The 25358-nt window shown below is 27.5% G+C and carries 17 protein-coding genes; 5 read left to right on the top strand and 12 right to left on the bottom strand.

Annotated elements, in window-relative coordinates; genetic code table 11:
* Positions 1-91: 91 nt before the first annotated feature.
* Both BLV71_RS14515 and BLV71_RS14510 read left to right on the top strand, forming a co-directional pair.
* Positions 92-517, top strand: a complete 426-nt coding sequence (locus BLV71_RS14515) for a cupin domain-containing protein (RefSeq protein WP_093871241.1) — start codon at positions 92-94, stop codon at positions 515-517.
* A 54-nt stretch (positions 518-571) separates the two neighbouring features.
* A complete protein-coding gene (locus BLV71_RS14510; RefSeq protein WP_093871240.1) occupies positions 572-2221 on the top strand; it encodes a tetratricopeptide repeat protein in 1650 nt (549 codons plus the stop codon).
* A 49-nt stretch (positions 2222-2270) separates the two neighbouring features.
* Here the strand turns inward: BLV71_RS14510 and BLV71_RS18645 are convergent, their stop codons facing one another.
* On the bottom strand, positions 2271-2426 hold the full coding sequence (locus BLV71_RS18645; protein WP_176974412.1) for a hypothetical protein: 156 nt from the start codon (positions 2424-2426) through the stop codon (positions 2271-2273).
* 368 nt (positions 2427-2794) lie between these two features.
* On the opposite strand from BLV71_RS18645, the gene BLV71_RS14505 reads away from it, so the two are divergent.
* Positions 2795-9706 carry a T9SS type A sorting domain-containing protein gene (locus BLV71_RS14505; protein ID WP_093871239.1) on the top strand — a complete coding sequence of 2304 codons (6912 nt, stop codon included), beginning with the start codon at positions 2795-2797 and terminating at the stop codon, positions 9704-9706.
* Between the two features lie 17 nt (positions 9707-9723).
* Positions 9724-9885 (top strand): hypothetical protein, encoded by a 162-nt coding sequence (locus tag BLV71_RS18640; RefSeq protein ID WP_176974411.1) that lies wholly within the window; start codon positions 9724-9726, stop codon positions 9883-9885.
* 39 nt (positions 9886-9924) lie between these two features.
* On the opposite strand, the gene BLV71_RS14500 is transcribed toward BLV71_RS18640, so the two are convergent.
* The 8 genes from BLV71_RS14500 to BLV71_RS14465 form a co-directional block, all read right to left on the bottom strand.
* Entirely contained in the window at positions 9925-12237 is a 2313-nt protein-coding gene (locus tag BLV71_RS14500) for a type IA DNA topoisomerase (protein ID WP_093871238.1), read from the bottom strand.
* A gap of 99 nt (positions 12238-12336) precedes the next feature.
* Entirely contained in the window at positions 12337-14568 is a 2232-nt protein-coding gene (locus tag BLV71_RS14495) for a M1 family metallopeptidase (RefSeq protein ID WP_093871237.1), read from the bottom strand.
* A gap of 169 nt (positions 14569-14737) precedes the next feature.
* Positions 14738-16873 carry a M1 family metallopeptidase gene (locus tag BLV71_RS14490; RefSeq protein WP_093871236.1) on the bottom strand — a complete coding sequence of 712 codons (2136 nt, stop codon included), beginning with the start codon at positions 16871-16873 and terminating at the stop codon, positions 14738-14740.
* A gap of 66 nt (positions 16874-16939) precedes the next feature.
* Positions 16940-17437, bottom strand: coding sequence for a DUF6702 family protein (locus BLV71_RS14485; protein ID WP_093871235.1), 498 nt, complete (start codon positions 17435-17437; stop codon positions 16940-16942).
* A gap of 30 nt (positions 17438-17467) precedes the next feature.
* Positions 17468-18268, bottom strand: a complete 801-nt coding sequence (locus BLV71_RS14480) for a carboxypeptidase-like regulatory domain-containing protein (protein ID WP_093871234.1) — start codon at positions 18266-18268, stop codon at positions 17468-17470.
* A gap of 1 nt (position 18269) precedes the next feature.
* Positions 18270-19052 carry a carboxypeptidase-like regulatory domain-containing protein gene (locus BLV71_RS14475; RefSeq protein WP_093871233.1) on the bottom strand — a complete coding sequence of 261 codons (783 nt, stop codon included), beginning with the start codon at positions 19050-19052 and terminating at the stop codon, positions 18270-18272.
* A gap of 2 nt (positions 19053-19054) precedes the next feature.
* Positions 19055-19867: a peptidase associated/transthyretin-like domain-containing protein gene (locus tag BLV71_RS14470; RefSeq protein ID WP_093871232.1), complete on the bottom strand. Its 813-nt coding sequence runs from the start codon at positions 19865-19867 to the stop codon at positions 19055-19057.
* Between the two features lie 141 nt (positions 19868-20008).
* Complete coding sequence (locus tag BLV71_RS14465; protein WP_093871231.1) at positions 20009-20533, bottom strand: hypothetical protein; 525 nt, start codon at positions 20531-20533, stop codon at positions 20009-20011.
* A gap of 52 nt (positions 20534-20585) precedes the next feature.
* On the opposite strand from BLV71_RS14465, the gene pepE reads away from it, so the two are divergent.
* Positions 20586-21287 (top strand): dipeptidase PepE, encoded by a 702-nt coding sequence (pepE, locus tag BLV71_RS14460; protein WP_093871230.1) that lies wholly within the window; start codon positions 20586-20588, stop codon positions 21285-21287.
* Between the two features lie 113 nt (positions 21288-21400).
* Here pepE and BLV71_RS14455 read toward each other — a convergent pair whose 3' ends face one another.
* From BLV71_RS14455 to BLV71_RS14445, 3 genes are all read right to left on the bottom strand, one after another.
* Complete coding sequence (locus BLV71_RS14455) at positions 21401-22585, bottom strand: THUMP-like domain-containing protein (RefSeq protein ID WP_093871229.1); 1185 nt, start codon at positions 22583-22585, stop codon at positions 21401-21403.
* Between the two features lie 231 nt (positions 22586-22816).
* Positions 22817-23230, bottom strand: coding sequence for a helix-turn-helix transcriptional regulator (locus tag BLV71_RS14450; RefSeq protein ID WP_369813923.1), 414 nt, complete (start codon positions 23228-23230; stop codon positions 22817-22819).
* A gap of 804 nt (positions 23231-24034) precedes the next feature.
* Complete coding sequence (locus tag BLV71_RS14445) at positions 24035-25357, bottom strand: sensor histidine kinase (protein WP_093871228.1); 1323 nt, start codon at positions 25355-25357, stop codon at positions 24035-24037.
* Position 25358: the final 1 nt, after the last annotated feature.

Genomic DNA, 25358 nt, shown 5'->3' with positions numbered 1-25358 from the left:
TTTATAATAAAAAAACATCTAAAAATGTTTTTTCTAGATGGATATAAGCCTAAATTCGGCTTGAATTATTTTTAATTAAGAACCTAAATAAATGAAAAAATATAGTATTGCGTTTTATATGTTTTTGGCTTTTATTATTTCTTGTAAATCAAAAGAGAACAAAAAAATAAAAGTTATAAAATTAATTGAAACAAGTAAAAGTTGGAATGGGGCATCTTTACCAAAATATCCTGACGGAACACCTAAAGTAACAATATTAAAAATTACGATTCCACCAAAAACAGAATTAAAAAAACATATGCATCCAGAAATTAATGCAGGAGTTTTACTTAAAGGAGAATTAACAGTGATTAGCGAGACTAAGGATACTTTATACCTTAAGGCTGGTGATCCAATTGTTGAACTTGTAAATTTATGGCATTATGGAAAGAATGAAGCTGATATACCTGCTGAGATCATCGTTTTTTATGCAGGAATAAAAGGAACTCCAATCACAATAATAAAGGAGGAGGATTAAATATTAAAGAGATATTAAAATATAGGAAGACTAATTTCTAATTACATTTGTTTTATGATAAAACATCTTATTTTTTTTCTTTTTTTAATAAATTTTTTTAGTGTTATTGCTCAAGAAGCAGATAGTTCAATATCATTAGAAGATTTACTTAAGGAAGTAACAGAGGCTAAGTCTGAAGAAGAAAAAATAAAAACTTTACTTGATTTAGCAGAATTTCAATATGATAGAAATTTTAGTGCTTCAAACGAAATTATAGAAGAAGCACTAAAGCTAATAGGAAATAAGGCTGATAGCGTTAGTTTACAACAATTAGCAAAAGCTTATATAGTAAAAGGTGTTGTTTATAGAAGGAAAGCAGAATATCCTATAGCTATAGGGTACTATTTAAAAGCAAAAAGTATTTATGAAAAATTTAATGATTTAGAGCACATATCTGATGTTTTGCATAATATGGGAATGGTATACAGGTATCAAAAAAAACATAAAAAAGCAATTCAGCATTACAAACAATCAATTAAGATTAAAGGTTCCTTAAAAGATATTCATGGTATTGCTGCAGGGTATAATATGATGGGAGTATCATACAGGCAAACGAAACGTATTGATTCTGCTATAATTTGTTATCAAAAGGCAAAAAAAATGTTTAGATCTATTAATAGCTTAGATGATATTCAACGAGTAAATAATAACATGGTTGCTGTAAACTTACGTCAAAAAAAGTATGAAAAAGCCTTATTGTTGGTTAAAGAAAATATAAAGTATGCAAAAAAATATAAAAAGAAATATTCATTATGTATAGCTTATAGAAACGCCTCTAATACATACAAAAAAACTAAAGAATATACTAAAGCTTTAATTTATATTGATTCATCTTTACAAATAGCTTTGAAAGAAAGATTTAGAGAACTAACAGCAAAGGCTTACTTACGTAAAAGTTTTTTACAATCCAAAATGGAAAATTATAAGGAAGCATATAATCAATATAGAATTTTTAATCGTCATTCTGATTCTATATTTAATATAGAAAACATAAAAAAAGTTCAAGAATTAGAATTAAGCTATCGTTTTAATCAAGAAAAAAGAGAAGTAGAATTATTAGCCAAAGAAGAAGCATCAAAAAAATGGTTATATTTTATTTTATTCATACTTACAATAGTGAGTACTCTTATAATAGGGATATTACTTTTTAGAAATTATAAAGGAAAAGAACGCAGGTTACAGATTAAATTAGAAAAAGAGCAAATACAAAAAGAACTGTTAGATCAAAAAATTAAAGTTAATGAAGATGAAACAAAACGGTTAATAGCTGATAATACCATGAGAATGGAGTTTAAACAAGAGCTGTTAAATCGTTTGAAAAAAGAAATATTACCTGTTGTACCAGAAGAAATAAAACAAAAAGTAAATACATTAACTTCTGAAATACAAATGCAAATTAAAACTGAAGGTAAACTTTCTGATTTACAAAATAGAATCATTGAAGTAAATAAAGGTTTTGAAGCAAAACTTATTGAGCTATATCCAAGTTTAACAAAAACTGAAAGAGAGATATGTACTTTATTAAGATTGAATTTATCAATTAAAGAAATAATGGTAGTAAGAAATTCATCCTTAGATGCTGTAAAGTCAACTAGATACAGAATAAGAAAAAAATTGAAGTTAGCTTCTAAACAAGAGTTAGAAAGTTATATTCAAGCAATTTAAGAGTAAAAAATAAGAGGTTAAAATTTTAACCTCTTATTTTTTATTCTAATTAATTAGGAAAAGTTCCATCATCTAACCTATTATTAGATCCACGGGCTCCTTGAATAGTAGTACCACCATATACATTATGTAATTGATTTTTTTTCAATCTGTTTATTTCAAAAACATTAAAATTCACAGCTTTAAGTTTTATTTTTTTTCTCATAATTATTAGTTATTATTTAGTTACTAAAATAGTAATGCTAAATTAAACTAATGGTTAAAATGTAAACAATTATCTGAAATAAAAAATATAAATAAAGATGAAATGATATAAAAAAGTATGAGTGTAAATTTTTTATTTTTCTCTTTTTTAACATAATCTGATACGTTTGAAGTATTAGATATGAAAAAATAAAACAATTTCATCAAATTAATATTATAGACATTGAATCTATATAACTGATTAATATTTTTTTAAATAGTTGATATTTAGTTCTTTTTATAGGTTGCCACTTTTTGCCACTTCTAAAATTCTTCGCAATGAAAGTTTAAAAATACTTTTGCTCATTAAACAGATAACCCTATAAGTTTATGAAATTAAAATTCTTAGTAATTTTATTTTTACTTTTAAGTAATTTACTTTTCGCCCAAGAAACAAATATTCCCGATGATAATTTTGAAAACTATTTAGAAACACATAATGCAAATGGAGGTGTTGTTTCAGTTGGAGATGCAACAAGCATGGGTAACGGAATTGCAAATGATAATAAAGTTTACACTTCAAATATTTCGGCAGTTACATCTTTAGATATTTCTAGGTTAACTATAGCTAATGCAGCTGGACTAGAAGACTTTACAGCTTTACAAAACTTTAACTGTTTTGAAAATTCTTTATCTAGTATAGATTTTTCTCAAAACTTAGCTTTGCATACTATAAATATAGGTAAGAATAATTTAACAAGTTTAAATCTTTCGGGCAACCCTCTATTAACTTCATTAAGTTGTAGTCAAAACCAAATAGTAAGTATAAATATTTCTCAAAATATACTTTTAGAAACCTTAGGTTGTAGTAATAATCAACTTAGTAGTCTTGATATTAGCAACAATGTAGCATTAAAGAACTTGTATTGCTATACTAATCCCTTAGGTAGTTTAGATGTAACACAAAATCTATTACTAGAAGATTTAGATTGTGTAGATACACAACTTACAGTTTTAGATGTTAGTAAAAACGTGGAACTAATGGAATTACAAGTATATGAAAACAACTTAACAAATTTAGATGTTAGTAATAACCTAAAGTTAGTCGAATTATATGCAGAAAGTAATAACATTACAAGTTTAGATGTGTCAAGAAATACCAACTTAGTAGATTTATCAATTGCTTATAATCAATTAACGTATTTAAACATTAAAAATGGAAACAACTCAAGTTTAGATCCTCGAGATTTTGATATTCGTAATAATCCAGATTTAACTTGTGTAACTGTTGATGATGTAACTTATGCTGAAACCCAATTTACTCGAAAAGATAATCAAACAGAGTATAAATTGTTCTGTACAGAAACAAATGTACCTGATAATAATTTTGAAGCCTATTTAGAAACGCATAACGCAACAGGTGGAGTTGTTTCAGTTGGTGATCCAACAAATATGGGGAACGGAATTGCAAACGATAATAAAGTAGCAACAGAAAGAATTCAAAATATCACGTATTTAAATATTTCTAACCAAGGAATTACGGATTTAGCAGGTTTGGAAGATTTTACAAGTTTAGAAGAGTTAAGAGCATTCGACAATACAATTACATCAGGAAATTTAGATTTAACAACAAATACAAACTTAATAGAGATTGTTTGTTCTGATATGGGATTAAATACTATCGATATTTCTGGATTATCTGTTTTGGAAAGAGTAGAATTAAGAAACAATAATTTATCTAATATCGATATAAGTTCGAACTCAAACTTAAATTATTTTAATGTCGATGGAAATAATTTTACAACTATTAATATAAGCGGCAATACTTTATTATCAGATTTAAGAATTAGAGATAATGTTGTATTAAACTCAATAGATATTTCTAATAATAGTAACCTAAAAAGATTATATGTAGGAGGAAACTCTTTATCAATTCTAGATGTTTCAAATAATACTTTATTAGAAACTATAAGCGCAGGAAAAAATCAATTAGGAACGATTAATGTAAACGGATTAAATAACCTAACTGATTTATTTCTTGAAGATATGCCATCACTAACTTCTTTAGATGTTTCGAGTAATATAAATCTTGAAGATATTGGAGTTAATGGTACAGGTTTATCAGCTTTAGATTTAAGTAGTCTTACGAAGTTAATTGAAGTATACGCGAATAACACTGTTATTACTGAACTTGATTTTAGTGCTAGTCCAGATTTAGAATATGTAGAATGTAAAAATTCACAGTTAACATCGTTGAATATTAAAAGCGATAACAATAGTAGTAGCATTGAGTTATATGCTACTGGAAATCCAAACTTATTTTGTATTCAAGTTGACGATCCTACAGCCAGTTACTTGTCCAGATGGGAGAAAGATGCAACAGTAAGTTTTAGTGATGATTGTAATTGGACATATATTCCAGATGATAACTTTGAAGTGTATTTAGAAACACATGATACTAACGGAGGTTTTGTTTCTGTTGGAGATCCAACTAGTATGGGTAATGGAATTGCAAATGATGATTATGTAAAAACAACTAATATTGAAAATGTAATTAACCTATTTTTAAATTTTCAAGGAATTACTGATTTTACAGGAATTGAGGCTTTTGCTTCTTTAGAGTTTGTAGTGTGTTTTGGTAATGTAATAAATACAAATTTAGACTTTACGAGTAACACAAATCTAAAAAGAATTGATGCTAGTGATATGGGGTTAACTAGTATTGATATTACAGGATTAACCGCTTTAGAAAGAATGGATATCTCTAGAAATAGTCTTACTAGTGTTGATTTATCTACAAATACTTCATTGAAAGAGTTTATGATTTCTTCTAACAATTTAACAAAATTAGATGTAAGTAATAATCTGTTGTTAGAAGATTTACAAATTCACGAAACAACATTAAGCAATATTGATCTAAGCAAAAATGTAAATTTAACAAGAATTGTAGCTTCTTTAAATCAATTTACCTCATTAAATACCCAAAATAATACGTTACTCGAAACCTTAAATTTATTAGGAAACCCATTAATTTCTTATGATGTAAGTCATTTAACTAATTTGAAGGAGTTAAATCTAGATGAAACCAATATTACATCTATTGATATTAGTAAGAATATGAATTTAGTAAAATTTAATGCAAGAAATATTAATGAATTAGAAGGGGTAAATGTAAGAAACGGGAACAATAGTAGTTTTACTGAATTTAGAGTATATGGTTGCCCGAATTTAACCTGTATTGAAGTGGATGATCCAACGGCAGATTACTTATCACAATCTCATTGGGTAAAAGATGGGACAGCAAACTATTCAAAATATTGTAGATTAACATACATTCCTGACGCTAATTTTGAAAACTATCTAGAAACTCATAAAGAAAATACAGGAGGAACTACCTTAGGAAATGATAATAGTTTAGGAAATGGAGTATTAGATAATTATGTTCCTACAGAAAAGATTGAGAATTTACAAATTCTATTTATCGATAATGAGAATATATCTGATTTTACAGGTTTACAGGAATTCAAAGGATTGGAACGATTTAGAGCTTACGGAAACTCTGTAAACGGAGATTTAGACCTAACGGCGAATGTGAATTTAACCCAAGTGTATTGTGCAAACATGGGATTAACAAGTATTAATGTATCAGGATTAACTAATCTATTTCAGTTAGATCTAAACGATAATGACATTAATAATATTGATATTTCAACCAATAGTAATGTTGAGTATGTTGATTTAGATAATAACAATATTTCAACTCTAGATATTACTAATAATACAGAGATAATAACTTTACTTATTAATAATAATAATATTTCAACTCTTGCTCTCAGTCAAAACTTAAAATTGGTTACATTAAGTTGTTCTGGAAATTCTATATCAACCATAAACATTCAAAACAATGCATTAATTGAAACTGTTGAAATATTCGATAATCCATTGAATAGTATTGATGTTTCAAATCAGCCAGCATTATTAAACTTACTAATTAACAACACCAATGTTTCTGAGCTTAATTTAAGTAACAATACTAATATTAGTAATTTGGTTTGTAATGATACAGCAATAACTGAACTAGACTTAAGTAATAACGCAAACATGTTTACTTTAAAAGTACATAATAATGCGATTACTGAGTTAAACTTAGCTAACCTTACAAGATTAGATTCGTTCAATGCTTCTAATAACCAATTAACACTATTAAACTTAAGAAATGGAAATAATACTAGTATTGCGAGTGTTGATATTACTGGTAACGCAAGCTTAACTTGTGTTGAAGTTGATGATTCAACTGCTTCAGAATTAGTTTCTTGGTTTAAAGATAACACAACAAACTATGCTGAGTATTGTAGAATGACTTATGTTCCAGATGATGCATTTGAAACGTTCTTAGAAAATAACGGTTATGGAAATGGAGTTATAGACGATTATGTATATACAGCTTTAGTTGAAATTTCTGAAGGGTTTAATTTACATAATGGATTAGTAGAAGATATGACAGGTATCGAAGATTTTAAAAATATGTGGTTTTTAGGATGTCGTAATAATGTTAATTTAACGAGTATTGATTTAAGTAAAAACACAAAGCTAACCAACGTTACATTAGCGAACAATAACCTAGCAAGCTTAGATTTAAATAATAACTTAATTCTGGAAAAAATATATTTAGATGGAAATTTTAACTTAGGTAATGTTGATATTTCCATGTTGAGTAATTTAAATACACTTAGTGTTTCTGATACTGGTATTAAATCTATAGATATTTCTAACAATCCATTAATGAGAATATTAAATCTTAATGATAATAATTTTACAGAATTAGATATTTCAATGTATCCAAGTATTGTACAATTACGTATAGCTAATAATCAATTAACTTCATTAAACGTAGCTAACGGAAATAATGATAATTTCACTTGGTTTGATGGACAAGGAAATTCTGGTTTAACATGTATTAAAGCCGATAAAGTAGTTCAGTTATTTCCTGATATTTGGGTAAAAGATGCAACAGCAAGTTTCGCATTATACTGTGATGTAACATATATTGCTGATACTAATTTCGAAAATTATTTAGAAACTCATGATGCTGATGGAAATGTAGTTACTCTAGGAGATGCTACAAGTTTAGGAAACGGAATCACTAATGATAATGCAGTGTATACTGAGAAGATTAAAACTGTTATAAACTTAGATTTAAATCGTTTAGATATTACTAACTTAACTGGTATTGAGGCTTTTGCTGCTTTAGAAATATTAAACTTAGAATATAATGATTTAACTACGTTAGATTTATCGAGTAATTCAAATCTAAGAATCTTAGATGTTGCTGAGAATGACTTAACAGAAATAGATTTATCAGTTATTCCAAGTTTAGAGGAAGTTGAATTAAGATCTAACAAAATTAACAGCTTAATTTTAGACAATCCAAAACTTAAGATACTTAGAGCTAGTAAAAACCAATATACAACTTTAGATGTAACCAATTGTCCGGAATTAGAGGAGCTTTCTCTTACACAAACATTGTTAGTATCACTCGATGTTAGAAACGGGAACAATAATTTAATGACTAATTTTAATGCTAAGTTTAATGATTATCTAACGTGTATTGAAGTTGATTATGCATCTGCATCTTATTTATCAACTTGGGAGAAAGATGTAAAAGCTAATTTTACAGAAGATTGTAATAATTCAATTTGGACAGGAATTAATGGTACAGATTGGACAGATAATGGAAACTGGACTTTAAACGCAGTTGCTTTAACAACACAAAACGTAATTATTCCAGTATTGGTAACATCTCCAATTATTGAGTCAGGAGTTACAGCAGAAATTAATGATTTAGAAATTCAAGAATTATCATCATTTACTATAGAAAATAATGGTATTACCATTATAAATGGTAATTTAAATAATACAGGAACGATTAGTATTGGTTCTTCAGCTAATACAAGTGGAACTCTAATTGTAAGAGGAATAGCAAATGGTAATGTAACTTATGAAAGAAGTGGATTATTAGCTAATAAATGGAGTATAATTACTGCTCCAGTTTCTGGTCAAAGTATTAAAGATTTTATAGAATCTTCTGAGAATGATATTCGTGTAAATACAACTGTTACTCCAAATAGATATGCAGTAGCTTATTATGATGATACTAAAACTGATGGAAATAAATGGACTTATTATACAGCAGATGATATTCAAACTAATACTTTAACTTTTGAAAAAGGGAAGGGGTATATAGTTTCAAGAGCTACTAATGGAAGTGTCAAATTTACTGGAACATTGACTACCACTGATATCTCAATTTCAGTAAATGAAATCAAATGGAATGCCATAGGAAACCCTTATACAGCATTTTTACCAATTAATAATAATTCAAATGAAAACTTTATTCAAAAGAATATAAGCAAATTTCATCCAGAAAATATTGGAGTTTATGTATGGGATAATTCGCAGAATAAATATGTTGCAAAGTCATTGGTTAGTTCGTCAACTTCGTTAACATTAGGGCAAGGCTTTTTTGTAAAAACAGGAAATGGGATTAACACGATAAACTTTAAAGAAAATCAAAGGCAACATGAAGGTACTGATGTTGATATATTTTCAAGAAGTAAATCATCAGTGCCAAGTATTCAGATATTTGCAGAGAGCAAAGGAATTACTGTTAATACCCACATTAAATATTATCAGACAGCAACAAAAGGACTAGATCCAGGATATGATATTGGTAATTTTGGAAGTTCAAGTTTTGATGTATTTACTCATTTATTGGAAGAGTCAAAAGGAAATGACTTTACAATTCAATCATTACCTGATTCAGGGTATGAAAGTATGGTAATTCCTTTAGGAATTAAATCGAAAGCAGGGGAAGAGGTAAGTATTACTTTAAAGTACACTAATTTACCTAAAGGAATAGAAGTGTATATAGAAGATAAAAAGTTAAATAAATATACAAAAATTGAAGATACACAAACAAAGTATAAAGTTGTATTTGAAGAAAATGTAAATGGAGTAGGACGTTTTTTTATTCATACTAAAGAAGCTTTATTAAGTACAACAGAAATAGAAAAAAATGATGTATATGTTTATACAATTCCAAATAAATTAATAATTAAAGGCATTCAAGGAGAACAATTTACAATAACTATTTTTAATGCGTTAGGAGTAGGTGTTTTAAAAGATGAATATAAAGGTTTAGACGAAAATGAAATAGACTTAACTAATTTATCTAAAGGTGTATATATTGTTAAAATAGTCGATGAAACAAAAATTACAACTAAAAAAATAATAATAGATTAATTATAATTCTTTAGTAAATGAAAAAAGCAAATAATAAAGAGATTACAAGAAAAGAGGCTTTAAAAAAAATAGGGAATTATGGAAAGTATTCGGCCTTAACTGCTATAGGAATCTATTTGTTGTTAACACCACAAAAGGCGCAAGCGCAAAGTCCCCCTCCCCCCGGAGAAGGTTTTTAAACCTTAAATTAAAATATGCTCTACAATAATTTTGTAGAGCTATTTTTTTGAAATTATATTAAATACTAATTCTTTAGTTAGTTTTTGACCTTTAGCCTCTTTCTTAATGTTCTCAAAAGTAAAAACAAAATCACATCCATTTTTATATTCAGAACATCCGTAGGCAGTTTTTCCTTTTAAAAGTTGTCCTTTTTTACATTTAGGGCATGCTAAAGTATTTGTTGGCTCAGAAATTTTAGTAGCTGAGGAACTTGAAGATTGTTTAACTTCTAATTTAAGAGAAAAATTTTCATCAAAACGTATTAATCCTTCAATTTTACCATTTTCAGACTGCCATCCTTTTAAGTTGGTTGTACAACCTTTATCTAACAATCGAATAAATTGATTTTCAGATATTTTCTTTTTCATATACTCAAAAGGTAATGTAAATTTACAACCAGTTTTGAATGCTGAACAACCATAAGCAGATTTTCCTTTTAAGAGTTGACCTTTATTACATTTTGGACATTCTTTTCCTACAACTGTTTTCTTTTTTGAACTTACTTTTTTAGAAGTCGTTTCAACTTGTTGGGTTTCATATGAAATTCTTTTAGTTTTGGTACTTGATCTCACTTCGTAAACAAGGTCATCTACCATTTTTTTCATCTGTTTAATAAAAGTAGAAGCATGGTATTCACCTCGTTCAATTTCTTTTAAACGTTTTTCCCAAAGCCCAGTTAATTCAGCAGATTTTAATAATTCATTGTCAATTAAATCAATTAAATCAATTCCTGTTTGAGTTGGAACTACTAATTTTTTCTGACGCTCAATATATTTTCTTCTAAATAACGTTTCAATGATACTTGCACGTGTTGATGGACGACCAATACCGTTTTCTTTCATTAACTCACGCATTTCGTCATCATCAACTTGCTTTCCAGCAGTCTCCATAGCACGTAATAAGCTAGCTTCAGTATAATTACGTGGAGGTTTTGTTTCTTTTTCTAAAAAAGAAGGTTCATGAGGACCTTTTTCTCCTTTAGTAAATGTAGGAAGCATACCTGAATCATCACTTTTTTTAACTTCTTTACCATATTCAAATACTACGCGCCATCCTTTGGTTAATATTTCTTTTCCAGTAGTTTTAAAAGAAACATCTCCTGCTTTACCAATAACAGCGGTGTTTGAAATATCACTATCAGGGTAAAAAACAGCAATAAAACGTTTAGTTATAATATCATATACTTGTTGCTGATTGTATTGTAAGTTAACTTGAATTCCTGTAGGAATAATAGCATGGTGATCAGTTACTTTTTTATCGTTAAATACTTTAGTAGATTTTCTTATTTTTTTTCCTGATAAAGGTTTTGTTAACGTACTATAATTTGTAAGTCGTTGAAGTATAGAAGGCACTTTGGGGTAAACATCATTAGGTAAAAACGTAGTATCTACTCTAGGATAAGTAACTACTTTCATTTCGTAGAGTTTTTGAACTATTTTCAGGGTTTCATCTGCAGAAAAACCAAACTTATTATTACAATATACTTGTAATCCTGTTAAATCGAATAGTTTAGGAGCATATTCTTTACCTTTCTTTTTGGTTACAGATACAATTTCAAAATCACTTTCTTTTACTTTATTAGCAAAAGTTTGTCCTTCTTCCTTTTTTAAAAAACGACCTTCTTCACAACTAAATAATGTATTTCTATATAAAGTTTGTAATTCCCAATAAGGTACTGGTTTAAAATTTAAAATTTCTTTATAACGATTAACTAACATAGCTAGGGTAGGAGTTTGCACTCTACCGATAGATAAAACTTGTTTATAACCACCAAACTTAACAGTATACAAACGCGTAGCGTTTAAACCTAAAAGCCAATCTCCAATGGCTCTAGAATATCCAGCATAATATAAGTTGTCGTATCCTTCTGATGGTTTTAAATTTTCAAACCCTTCTTTTATGGCTTCCTCTGTTAATGATGAAATCCACAACCGTTGTATTTCACCTTTATAATCAGCTTGATTAATAACCCAACGCTGAATAAGTTCTCCTTCTTGACCAGCATCCCCGCAATTTATAATAACATCAGCTTTATCAAATAATGATTTTACTATTCGAAATTGTTTTTGTATTCCAGAGTCTCCTGTAACTTTTGTGCCAAATTTTTCTGGAAGCATAGGTAAATTGTTTAAATCCCAACTTTTCCAATAGGGTTTATAATCTTTAGGCTCTAAAAGTGTACATAAATGCCCAAAAGTATAGGTTACAGCATATCCATTACCTTCAAAATATCCATCATGTTTTGTATTGGCTCCTAAAATATTAGCTATTTCACGAGCAACACTTGGTTTTTCTGCAATACAAACTTTCATTCTATCCTATTTAAAACTCGAAAGTACTATTTTTTGTAGTATGTATGCAAACAAAAAACGTGGCATTCGCCACGTTTTTTTAACAATATAAAAAGAAAGTTATTGCTTAACTTTATTTTTGAATTTATCAAACTTATTAGTTGTTTTCTTAGGCCAACTATTATTTGATGTATCAATATCAGCTGTTTCAAAATCAGGATCTACTACAATGCTTTTAATCTCTTGGCTAGAAGAGAATACACGATACACTTTATTTTCATTCATTCTCCAAATTTGAGCAGGGAAAGTTTCACGCTTTTTAGTACCATCAGCATAAGTTAACTCAACAATGATAGGCATCATTAAACCACCTGGCTTTTCAAATTCAACTTGATACATATATTTAGGCATTTCTTTAAGTTTAGCCTTTTCGGCAGCTGGTAACCCATTAATATGCGCTTCTACCTCTTTTGAGTTAGCTTCTTCTTTTTTAGTAGTTAAGAAAACTAATTTTCCTAAACGAGCAAAATATGTAGGATATTGCTCTTGTAATTTTTTAGTTCTTTCATTAGGTTTATCAGTTAAAAATAAAGGTTTAACCTCTTTAATACCTATGTCAGTAAAGTCAGTTGTATAAAACCAACCTCTCCAAAACCAATCTAAATCCATACCTGAAGCATCTTCCATAGTTCTAAAGAAATCAGCTGGTGTTGGGTGTTTAAACATCCAACGTTTAGAATAAGTTCTAAATGCGTAATCAAATAATTCAGGACCCATTATAGTTTGACGAAGCATGTATAATCCAGCAGCTGGTTTAGTATATGCATTTGGTCCAAAGTTATATACATAATCTCCTTGAGACATAATAGGAGATAAACGCTTTTGATCAAAACTCATGTAACGCGTAATATTTTTAGTAGGATTTTGAGCGAATAATTTAGCATCGTAATCAAATTCAGCTAGTATTTGAACAAATGAATTTAAACCTTCATCCATCCAAGTCCATTGTCTTTCGTCAGAATTTACAATCATAGGAAAGAAGTTATGTCCTACTTCGTGAATAATTACTCCAATCATTCCTTTTTTCAAACGATCTGAATATGTTCCGTCAGGATTTGGGCGTCCAAAATTGAAACAAATCATAGGGTATTCCATTCCCATACCATCATTGGCATTAACAGAAATTGCTTTAGGATATGGGTAGTCAAAGGTTAATTTAGAATACTCTTCTAAAGTATTAGCAACAGTTCTTGTTGAATGCTCTTCCCATAAAGGGTTTCCTTCTTTTGGATATAAAGAAACTGCCATAACATTCTTACCATTAATGTTAACAGCCATAGCGTCCCAAATATACTTTCTTGAAGAAGCAAAAGCGTAATCACGTACATTTTTAGCTTTAAAATGCCATGTTTTTGTTTTTGTAGATCTTTTCTTTTCGTTTACTTCAGCTTCTTCTTGAGTAACGATAAGAACAGGGTTTTTATATGATTTTCTAGCTTTTTCCCAACGTTTACGTTGCTCTCTAGTTAAAACATCTTTTTCATTTTGTAATTCTCCAGTAGCTTCAACAATATGATCTGCAGGTACAGTAAGTTTTACATCATAATCTCCAAACTCTAGCGCAAATTCACTACGTCCCCAGAATTGCATGTTTTGCCATCCTTCTACGTTATTATAAACGCATAATCTAGGAAAAAACTGAGCAATTATAAAAGCTTTATTACCATCAGCGAATTCTTCAACTCCAGAACGTCCACCATCAGTTACTACATTGTTTATTGTGTAATTCCACTTAATTTTGAAAGAGAATGTATTACCAGGAGCTAAAGGCTTTGGTAAATTTATTCGCATCATTGTTCTATTTATAGTGTATGATAAATCTCTACCATCTGCTTTTTTAACAGCTTCGATATTGTAACCAAAAGCTTTAGGTTTTGACATGTTATTTTCAACAAACTTCTTAGGAGTTTGAAAACCACTAGCACCTTTTGATTCAACTAAAGGAGATTTCGAATCAGGAGCACGCATGTTTTGATCTAATTGCACCCATAAATATTCTAAATGATCTTTAGAATTATTATGATAAGTAATAGATTCATCTCCATATAATTTATTTGAAGTTTCATCTAAACGCAGATCCATAACATAATCTACTTTTTGCTGAGTATATGCATGTCCAGGAGCCCCAGAAGCTGTACGTTGATCATTTGGTGTCGCTAAAACATCTTTTAATTGACGAAATTTATTTTGGTCTATATGACCTTTTTGGGGCTCTTTCTTAGTTGTTTCTTGTGCAAATAAAGATGCTGATACAAAAAGAGCTGAAAATAATAGTGTAGTATATTTTCTCATTTTGTGCTTATTGGTTTTTAAATAATTGGAAAATTAGTGAATTAATCTTAGTCAAAAAGAGTATATGTTAAAACTTTAACAAATTTTTATCTATTTGGTTAAAAAACAGATATGAAAAAAGCGATATAAAATATTTTATACCGCTTTTTTATTTTACTATGTTAAGTTTTTAACTTTTAATTTTCTTTTTAAATTTATCAAACTTATTAGTAGTTTTCTTAGGCCAACTATTATTAGAAGTATCTACATCTGCTGTTTCTAAATCTGGATCAATTGTAATATTAGTAATTTCTTTATCTGAAGAAAATATTTTAGTTACTTGATTGTCATTAAGTCTCCAAATTTGAGCAGGATACGTTTTTCTTTCTTTAGTTCCGTCTTTATAAGTAAACTCAGCAATTATAGGCATAACTAAACCACCTGGCTTATTATAAGTAATTTCATAATGATATTTTGATTTAGGGTTTTTCTTTGAATCAAAGCTTAAACCTTCTGTTTTGTCTTGAACAAAATTTACAGAATTATTAGGACCTTCAGTTGTGTAATATTTTTTAACATCTTTAACACCAATATCAGTAACATCAGTTGTATAAAACCAACCTCTCCAAAACCAATCTAAATCCATAGCTGATGCATCTTCCATAGACCTAAAGAAATCAGCAGGGGTAGGGTGTTTAAATTTCCAACGTTTTGCATAAGTTTTAAAAGCATGGTCAAATAATTCTTTACCCATAATAGTTTCTCTTAAAATCCATAAAGCAGTTGCTGGTTTTCCATATGCGTTATTACCAAATTGATATACATTATCTCCTTTAGTCATAATAGGTGCAATACTAGATTGATCTCCACCCATATATTTTACAATATTTTTAGGATATCCTCTTGTTATAGGAAAATTAGGGTCATAGTCTAATTCAGCTAACATTTCCATGTAAGAATTTAAACCTTCATCCATCCATGTCCATTGACGTTCGTCAGAGTTTACAATCATAGGAAAAAAGTTATGTCCAACTTCATGGATAGTTACTTTAATCATTCTATACTTTACTCTATCAGAATAGGTTCCATCAGGGTTTGGTCTACCAGGATTAAAACAAATTTGAGGATATTCCATTCCCATTTGACCATCTACAGAAATTGCTTTATGATATGGGTAATCAAATGTATATCTAGAATACGTTTTAAGTGTTTGTGCTACAGCTCTTGTTGAATGATCTCCATATAAAGGGTTAGCTTCTTTTGAATAATATGAATATGCCATTACAGTTTTACCGTTAATATCTACAGCCATACCGTCCCAAATAAATTTCCTTGAAGAAGCAAAAGCATAGTCACGTACATTTTTAGCAACAAATTTCCATGTTTTAGTTTTTTTCGATTTTCCTTTTTCAATTTCTTCAGCTTCTTTTTGAGAAACTATTAATACCGGCTTATCAAAAGTCTTTTTAGCTAAAGCTAATTTTTTTTGTTGCTTTTTAGTTAAAACTTCACTTTCATTCATTAAAACTCCAGTTGCTCCTAGCATATGATCAGCAGGAGTTGTAATATTTACATTAAAATCACCAAATTCTAAAGCAAATTCACTTCTTCCCCAAAATTGATCATTTTGCCATCCCTCAACGTTGTCATAAACACATAACCTTGGATAGAACTGAGCAATTACATAATTGTTATTTCCATCAGCAGGGAAATGTTCAAATCCAGATCTACCACCTTGAGTTCTATGATTATTTATGTTATACCACCATGAAATTTTAAAAGAAAAAGTTTCTCCTGAAGCTAAAGGCTTAGGTAAGTTTATTCGCATCATAGTTTGATTAATAGTATGCGATAAATTACTCCCATTAGTATTAGTTACACTAGTAATTTTAAAACCACCATCAAATGGTTTTTCAGGGAAATACCTGTCATATACTCTTTTTGGAACCCCTCTTTTAGGCGCACTAGTAGGTTGAATATCTGGTGTTTTAGAATCAGATGCACGCATATTTTGATCTAATTGTAACCATAAATAGGTTAATTCATCTTCTGAATTATTATGATACGTAATAGTTTCGTTACCTGTAATTCTTTGTTTATCGTCATCCAAAACAATATCCATTGAATAGTCAACTTTCTGTTGTGTATATTTTTTACCAGGAGCTCCAGAAGCAGTATGCCGCCTATCTGGTGTTGCTAATTCATCTTTAAGTTGTTTAAATTTATTTTGATTTGTATGCCCTTTTTGTGTTTCTCTCTTGCTTTGAGAAAAAACGGAAGAAACCACAAAAAAAACAGAAAAAATTAATACAATATTTTTCTTCATTATCTAATTAGTTGTTTAAGTAGGTTCTAAAAGTAATAAATAAGGAAGAGGTATGGTTAAAGTTTGTTAAAAATTTAACAAACCTTTATCATTTTTTTTATCAAGAAATAAACTTTTACGTTCTTTTTTAATAGTGGCTTTTACTAAATTTTTCTGTTCAGGAAAATGCTCTATTAAAACATCATTTTTAATTTCAATAGATGTGATAGATGAAATTTTTTCAATTTCAAGGTAAAAATATACAATATCTCCATCGTATTCTTTACCTATAAAATTGTAGGTTTTTACGTTATTATTTATTGAAACTTTAAAATGTTTATTTAGATATTTTTTAATGAAACTATCGGTGTTTTTATCTTCTTTTTTTGTAGATAGTTGCAAGTCAGTATTGTAGTCTTTGTTTATAGCATCTTCAATATCATCTATAAACACATTCATAATCATCTGTACAGATTGAGAATTTTCTTTGTATTCGATTTCAGTTAAAGCAAGGTAATATTTATGAAGAGTAGCAAATGAGAATAAACTAAAAGTGACTACTGTTATAAAAAGTTTTTTTTTCATATTAAAATTACTGTCAATTATTAAGCCAAATTACTGCTTTTTTATTATTTCTAAATACTTAATATGTTCAGTTGTTAGAATTTTAATAATTTTTAACGTTTCTCCTTCTTTATGTAATTGTTCTATTCCTAAAGGGTTACAATATTCTAAAAAGTGATAATATCTTTCGGGCGGTATCTGTAATTCCTCAAAAAAGTATTTTTCTCCTAATTCAGCTAATAATTTAGCTGGCATACCTTTTTTTAAAGCTAGTTCTTTTCTAAGTGCCCATAAACGTTTAGAATATCCGAACGGAATAATTGCAGTAGCACCCACACCTGCAAAATTGGCAGTAGGATCAGTATTTACAATGTGTGGACGAACCCTTTCATCAATATGGTCATTAGGCTCAACAACACTCATATCTACTTTTGAAAAATCCATCGTTTTTCTTAATGCTTCTTCTCTTTTATCTTCAGGTGTTTTTCTAATATCTGAAGTTATACTTCCTTGTAAATTGTGTTTTTTAATTTCCACTTCATTTAAAGTGTAAGCTATTTTTTTTATGAAAAAAGTATTATCATGCATTCCAAAATATTTATCTAAAACATTTATTACTTTGGTTTCATAACCAACATATGAAAAACGTAAACTGTCATTAACTTTTGCAGGGATTTTGAAATCACCATTACTATTCGTGTATGTACCGTGTTTCGTATTTAAATTTATAATATGAACATTAGGTAATATTCCTATTTTGTCTAAAATTTTACCATGAATATATCTACGTTCATTTTGAGAACATAGATTTATGGAAATTAATAAAAGAATAAGAAGGGAGATGTTTTTCATACTATAGGTTTTTAAATTCTTTAGACTTTTGTTTTAAAAAAATAATCATTGATATTTCGCCTTGGTTTAAGATACGATTAAATTTAGAATCATTTTCACAAAAATAAATAAAGCGATACAAATTATCTTTTTCAATTCCTAAATCATTAATAATGTACCTTTCATGAATATCTTTAATAAAACTAATCTTTTTCTCTCTTTCTTCAATTACTTTTAGTTTTTTTAACTTTTTTATTCTTCCAGAAATACTGTTTATTATTAAATCTAAAGATACAGAACCACCTAATAAACCTAACATATATGGCGTACTACCTCCTTGAGCAGTTTGTAACCTTCTTTCAGCAGGTGTAAGGATTCTTGATCCTGCAAATGGAAGCTTTAAAGTTTCAGCATTTATTACTTTTTCTTTTTTTATTAATTTTGAATCAGCCGACAAGAAACCTAAGAGATTATTTTTTTTTAAATTAACTTCATCTAAGGTGTAAGTAATTTTTTTTAAAACGAAGTTATTATTTTGAATTCCAAGGTGCTTTTCAGTTACTTTTAAAAGTTTAGTTTCATACCCTACAAAAGAGAATCTTAAACTATCGTTTAAATTAACAGGAATTTTAAAGTTCCCACTATTATTAGTGTAAGTACCATGTTTAGTGTTTAAGTTTATAACATGAACGTTAGCTAGGTTTCCTAGTTTATTATAAATTTTACCATACATATACTTTCGTTCATTTTGTGAATGGATGTTTAAAGAAATAATAACTAATAAGGATAAAAATATTTTATGCATTTCTATTTTTTATTAATTATTTGAAGATAACTCATACTTTCTTTTTTTAATAATTCAATAACTTCAAATAACTTCTTATTATGAAAAAGAACTTCAACATTAGTATGACTACAGTACTCTATAAAATGATAATATTTTTCTTTAGGTATTTTTAATTCACTGTAAAAAAAATGTTTTCCAAAGTCACGAAGTAGTTTGTCAGGAAATTGTTCTTTTTGTTCTAGTCTTTTTCTTTCTTCTCTTCTTTTTTTTTCGTAACCACCACCAATGCTGCCACTGTAAAGTTTTATACCGTCAGTAAATACATTTGGAATTCCTGGTGCTGCTGATTTTGACAAATGAATTTCATCACTACCAGTAGGCATGTTCATTATTTCATCTAATTTCATACTTTTAATACCATCCATCATTTTATTAACAAGCTCAGATATAGTATCCTTTGGAGTTTTTTTTATGTCAATTAATAAATTACCAGATAAATTATGTCTTTTTATTTCTACTTCATTTAAAACATGACTTTTAGTATGCATTTTTATTGTTATGTTTTTTTGTTGAAAAATATTTTTTGAAATAGTTATTTTTTTGGTATGGTGTTGAATAGTAGAAATTTGTAGTACATCATCTACTGAAATGGTAATAGAGAAATTCCCGGAATCATTAGAGAATGTACCTTCTTTTGTATTTAAATTTAAAATGTTAGCATTTTTTATTACTCCAAGTTTGTCTTTTAAAATTCCTTTTAAGACAGTTTTCTTTTTTTGAGAAAAACAAAGAGTAGTGGTAGTTATAATTAAGAAGAGTAATTGTTTTTGCATATAATTTTTGTTTGTACTAAACAAAGAAACAAAGTCCCCTTCTTAAAAATGTTTTAATGTCTTTGTAAATTTTTGTTAAATATAAACGCCTTACTAGATAATAGTAAGGCGTTTATATTTAACAGTGCATTCTATTTTATACTATTTTTCTAAAACTATGTACTGTATACCATTTATTTGTAAATCAATACCATTTATTGTTTTTTTCTCATTAACAACATATTTTAAAACTATTTTATCTTTTTGAAAATCATCAATTGGAATTTCAAAAGATTCCCCACCGCTAGTAGTTAGTTTTAGAATATTATTTTCAATATTCCATTTAGCATTATTATCAAAACCATCAATAACTTTTGCATCACTTTTATTAGTTTGTGAAACTCCTAAAATTGTTGATGTTGTTACTATAGTAAAAAGACCTTTTAAAGAAAGGGAATTATTTTGATTAAAAGTAAAAGCAAAGTTATAGTTTTCACCATGTGATTTTACATTACCACTAAAATTTTGCCCTTTGTATGTTCCTTTAGTAGTTCCTTCAATTTTAAAATCAGTTAGATTCCATGTGCCTACAACATCATTATTAGTAACTGTTGGGATGTTTGAATCATTTTTTGAGCAAGAAACAAGAGTAAGAATTAAAGAAAACAAGAAAAGTAACTTTTTCATTGTATATTTTTTTTAAATAATTAGTTTTACCAAAGTTATAAAAATATTTTTTATGAAAAAACTAATTGTAGCAAGTACATCAACAGTTCATGGAAGTGGGTATTTAGAGTATATATTACCAGCACTTTCAATTCATTTTGAAAAAGCAACTACTATTTTATTTATTCCATATGCTAGGCCTGGAGGAATAAGTTATGATGACTATACTGAAATTGCTAGAAAAGCTTTTAAAAAAATAGGTAGGGATGTAAAAGGAATTCATGAATTTAAAAATCCGAAGCAAGCAATACTTAATGCCACTGGAATTTTTACAGGAGGAGGAAATACGTTTGAATTAGTAAATCAATTATATAATAACGATGTGTTAGAAACTTTGAAAGAAGTTTTAGATAAAGGAACTCCGTATTTAGGAACAAGTGCTGGAAGTAATATTTGCGGAGAAACAATGATGAATACTAATGATATGCCTATTGTATATCCACCAAGTTTTAAAACTTTAGGCTTAATTCCTTTTAATATTAATGCACATTATCTTGATCCAAATCCAAACTCAAAGCATATGGGAGAAACAAGAGAAACACGAATAAAAGAATATCATGTGTTTAATGCTACTAGTGTTTTAGGATTACGAGAAGGTAGTTGGTTAGAGGTAAAAGGAAAAGAGATTACTTTAAAAGGAAGTTTAACTGCTCGATTTTTTCAAAAAGATAAACACCCAATAGAATTAGATACTAATAAGGAAATAATTATATAAAAGAAAAGCCTTGATTAAAAAATCAAGGCTTTCTGACATGTTTTATTTTCCCCTAATAAAAAAACACGTCCGATATAGACACTTATCATTATAAGAACGTGGAAAAGTTATTATTATTTTATTTTTTTGCATTTAATAACAATAGGTTCATTGTTAAAATTTGTAGTGAAAAATAAATAAATATTACCTCCGTCTTTTAGCTTAGTTTCTTTTCGTAATTGAGCTACTGTTTTTGGGAAATTTCGAATAGTAATATTTGCTTGTTCGTCTAAAATTTCTTTTCGAATTCTTTTTTTATTGTATTTAAAAAACTTCTCAATTAAGAATGTTCTTCCTGGAAAATTTTCTTTTAAAAATTCAGAAGTATAAAGGTGAGAATGTTGATGTAATTTATCTAATTTATAATAACTTGAAATTTGATTAAATCCTCCAGATTTTAAGATAGTTGAATTAGGCTCATATAGAAAGTTTAAAGGTAAATTAAAGGTAATTTCACTAATTGAATTAAAGCTAAAGTTAAATTCTTGTTTGTTTTTGTTTATCAGAAAGTTATGTGTTTTTATTTCTATATTTTTGTTGTAGTTTTTTTCTAATAAAAAGAGAAGTTCTTTTACTTCGTTTTTTACTCCGATAATATGGATTTCTTTAACATATTTTAGTTCATTAATTGTAGCAGAAATATCTAATATAGGAGAGTTTTTAATAAGGATTATATCAGATTTAGAGAATAAAAAATCAAGGTTATCTGGAACATTAGGTAGACAATCTTTTAATAAAAACACTTTTCCTTTTGCATCATTTCTTCGTGAAGGATCAATATAAATACAATCAATTTTTTCTGATGTTTCTTTTAAATACTCAATACCATTTTTAGGAATTGTATGCACATTTTCTACTCCAAGTTGGAGATAGTTATAGTTAACAATTTTTGATAATTCTTCATTAATTTCACAATGAATTACATTTTCAAATATTTTAGAAAAATAATAGGTATCAACACCAAAACCTCCTGTTATGTCAATTATAGTCTTACCTTTAACTATAGAGTTTTTATATTCAGCGGTTATTTCAGATGATGTTTGTTCTATACTTAATTTAGCAGGGTAATATATTGTACTAGTATTAAACCAAGTTGGTAATTTTTTTTCTGACTTTTGTTTAGCTATAATTTGATTGGCTAATTCTTGAATAGTAACCTGTTTAAAAGGACTGCCTTTGAAAAGTAATTTATCAATATTTGATTTTAAATTATTATTTATAAATGATTGAACATCATTATTTAAAATATATTTATTCATTAAAAAGGTAAAAATAAAATAGAGTTAAGTAAATAATACAAAAATACTGATATTTTGAATCAAGAGTTTGATTGATGTAAATAAATTATAAATCAGTACGCAAAGTAAGAGTACTATTATTAAAATAAAGTTTTTATTGAATTTTTTGACTCTCTGAGAATTGAGTATTTTAAAATTATTATATACTTATTCAGTATATGTAAATATAAAAGAATAGGTTTTTACATAAAATTATTGCTTAAACTCTTCAAATGTTCCGTCATCATATAATAAGACAACTTTTATTAATTTTTTGGCACTCTCTGAGAATTGAGTATTTGGAATCTCTTTAGTTGGTTCGCTATGAGTAAATAGAGAAGGAGTCGTGTTTTTAGTTTTTTCTAAGACTTCTTTTTTTTGCTCAATAGTAATGTTAACATTTTTTTTAGGGAAATTTCCTTCTCCATTCAAAAGCCAATATAAATCTACATCTGGAAACTTATCTACGATTTTTAAAACAAAGTCGAGACTAGGTTTATTTCTTCCTGACATTAAATGTGACATACTTGATCTTTGTACCTCAATAGTATCAGCAAAAGTTGATGATGTTAAATTATAGTATTCTAAAATTATTTTTAAACGAGTTATAAAAGCTTCTGAATTCACAATTGTCAATTATTAATAATATATACAAATGTAAACAATTGTATTTTAATACACAATTAATAGAATAAAGTATAACAACCACAAAATAATTAAACTAAACAATCAGATAAACACATATAAAAACCTCTAAAACAAGTATTTAATCTTTTATTATAGAGAAAAACTATACTTTTGCTTAAAAAAGTTTTCTTTTAAGGGATGGGTAAGTTTATAATTGTAAAAAAGAAAGATGCAGGAAATTATAATTAACATTTGTAATTAATATAGAGTATGATGTATCATACAAAGATTATATTTAATTAGTATATACTAAAAAACAAAGTAATTATACTTATCAATAGAGTGTAAAGGCTAATTAATCTTATTTAAGAGCTTTAAGCTATGTATTTAACGTTATTTTGGTAGGTAAAATAAATAAAGAAGACAATAATACGTGTAATCAATGGAACTATAGAAAAGACTAGTTTAATAATTAGTAATATATCAACAAGTATTTAATCTTATATGATGAATTATGTCCAATTAAAATAGCCAAGAAATTTAATTCTTATCAGTAGTTTACAAATGTAATTAAGTAAAAAAGTATGACAATTAATTAAAATACTACTTATTTTTAATAACTTACTTAAATACGAATGTAAAAATAAGTTTATGACTTAAGCCTAGTGGAAAACCCGTTTATAAACTGATATTTTATCTATAAACACTATATCATTACTTATTCTACACAATATAATTACTTTTATTATTTAGTGACTTCGTTTATTACGTTGTATAAACAAATAATCAATTTACAATTGTAAACTACTTGATAAAGGTTAACGTAAAAGTTGTTTTACCCACAGCTGATGAAAATTGAATAATTCCGTTGTGAGACTCTATAATACTTTTACTTAAAGTAAGTCCAATACCAGATCCATCTTTGCGTGTTGTAAAATATGGAACAAATATATTATCTTTAATTTCTGAAGAAATACCAATACCATTATCAACTATTGACAAATGTGTACGCATATTATCACCAAAAATTGAAATAGTTATTTTAGGAAGTTTAATATTCTCAAAAGCATATAAACAGTTTGATAGTAAATTAACAATAACCTGTTCTATTTGTTTTTTATCTGCATTAATTATAAACTCAGATTTAATTGAGAACTCAACTTCAATATTTTTTAATATAAACTCTTGATTAAAAAGTTGTATAGTGTTTTTAACAAGTTCAGTTAAATTAAATTTTTCTTTTTGAGGTAAAGGTAATTCTGCTAATTTTCTGTAGGTATCAACAAAAGATGTTAAATGCTTTGAACGTCTATTTATAATTTCTAATCCTTGAGATAGTTCATCAATAGTATCTGCATCCGGAGAGTCTTCTTGCAATAGAGATCCTAAATTTTCTGCTAAACTACTAATAGGAGTAATCGTATTAATAATTTCATGAGACATTACGTTCATTAATTTATACCAAGCTTCTTTTTCTTTTTTGTCAATTAATTGTTGAATAGTTTCTAAAGAAACAATTAAATATTCATATTCATTTGTTTGAGTAACTGACGTTTTTAAGAAAAAAGTTTCTTTTTCTTCGTTAATAGTTAAAACTACTGTATGTCTATGTTGTTTCCAGTCTGAAATATGAGTTAGAAGTTTTCCTAATTTACTTTTTAATAAACTCCATTTATAAAATTTGGGGATTCTTAGAAATTTACTAAAGGTAGTATTTAACTGAAAGACTTCAATAGAATCATGTTTATCTTTTCTTAAAATAAGTATACCAATATTTAAACTTTCAATTATATTAGTAAGTATAAGTTGCTCTGAAGTTTTTTGAATATTCTGTTTTCTATGTTTTTCTAATAATAATGCAGTTTTATTGTACAATGAATTTTTTCTTTTCTCTTTAGATATAGAATTTGAATAATCATCATATAATAAACAATCTATAGATTTTTCAACATCTGAAAATATTTTATTCAGATAATTAAGAAATAAAAAAAACTGAAAAAATAGCAACAAAGTAAAACCTATGGTATTAATGATGTATCCTTTTGTATAACTGCTAAAAATAATAACGCCATTAAAAATTAATAAAGCAATCCTTATACTAATTTGATAATATTGAGGTCTTCCCATT

It is taken from the genome of Tenacibaculum sp. MAR_2010_89, assembly GCF_900105985.1.
In the GTDB taxonomy this organism is placed as follows: Bacteria; Bacteroidota; Bacteroidia; order Flavobacteriales; family Flavobacteriaceae; genus Polaribacter; species Polaribacter halocynthiae.
This window is presented reverse-complemented; position numbering and strand designations above follow the sequence as displayed.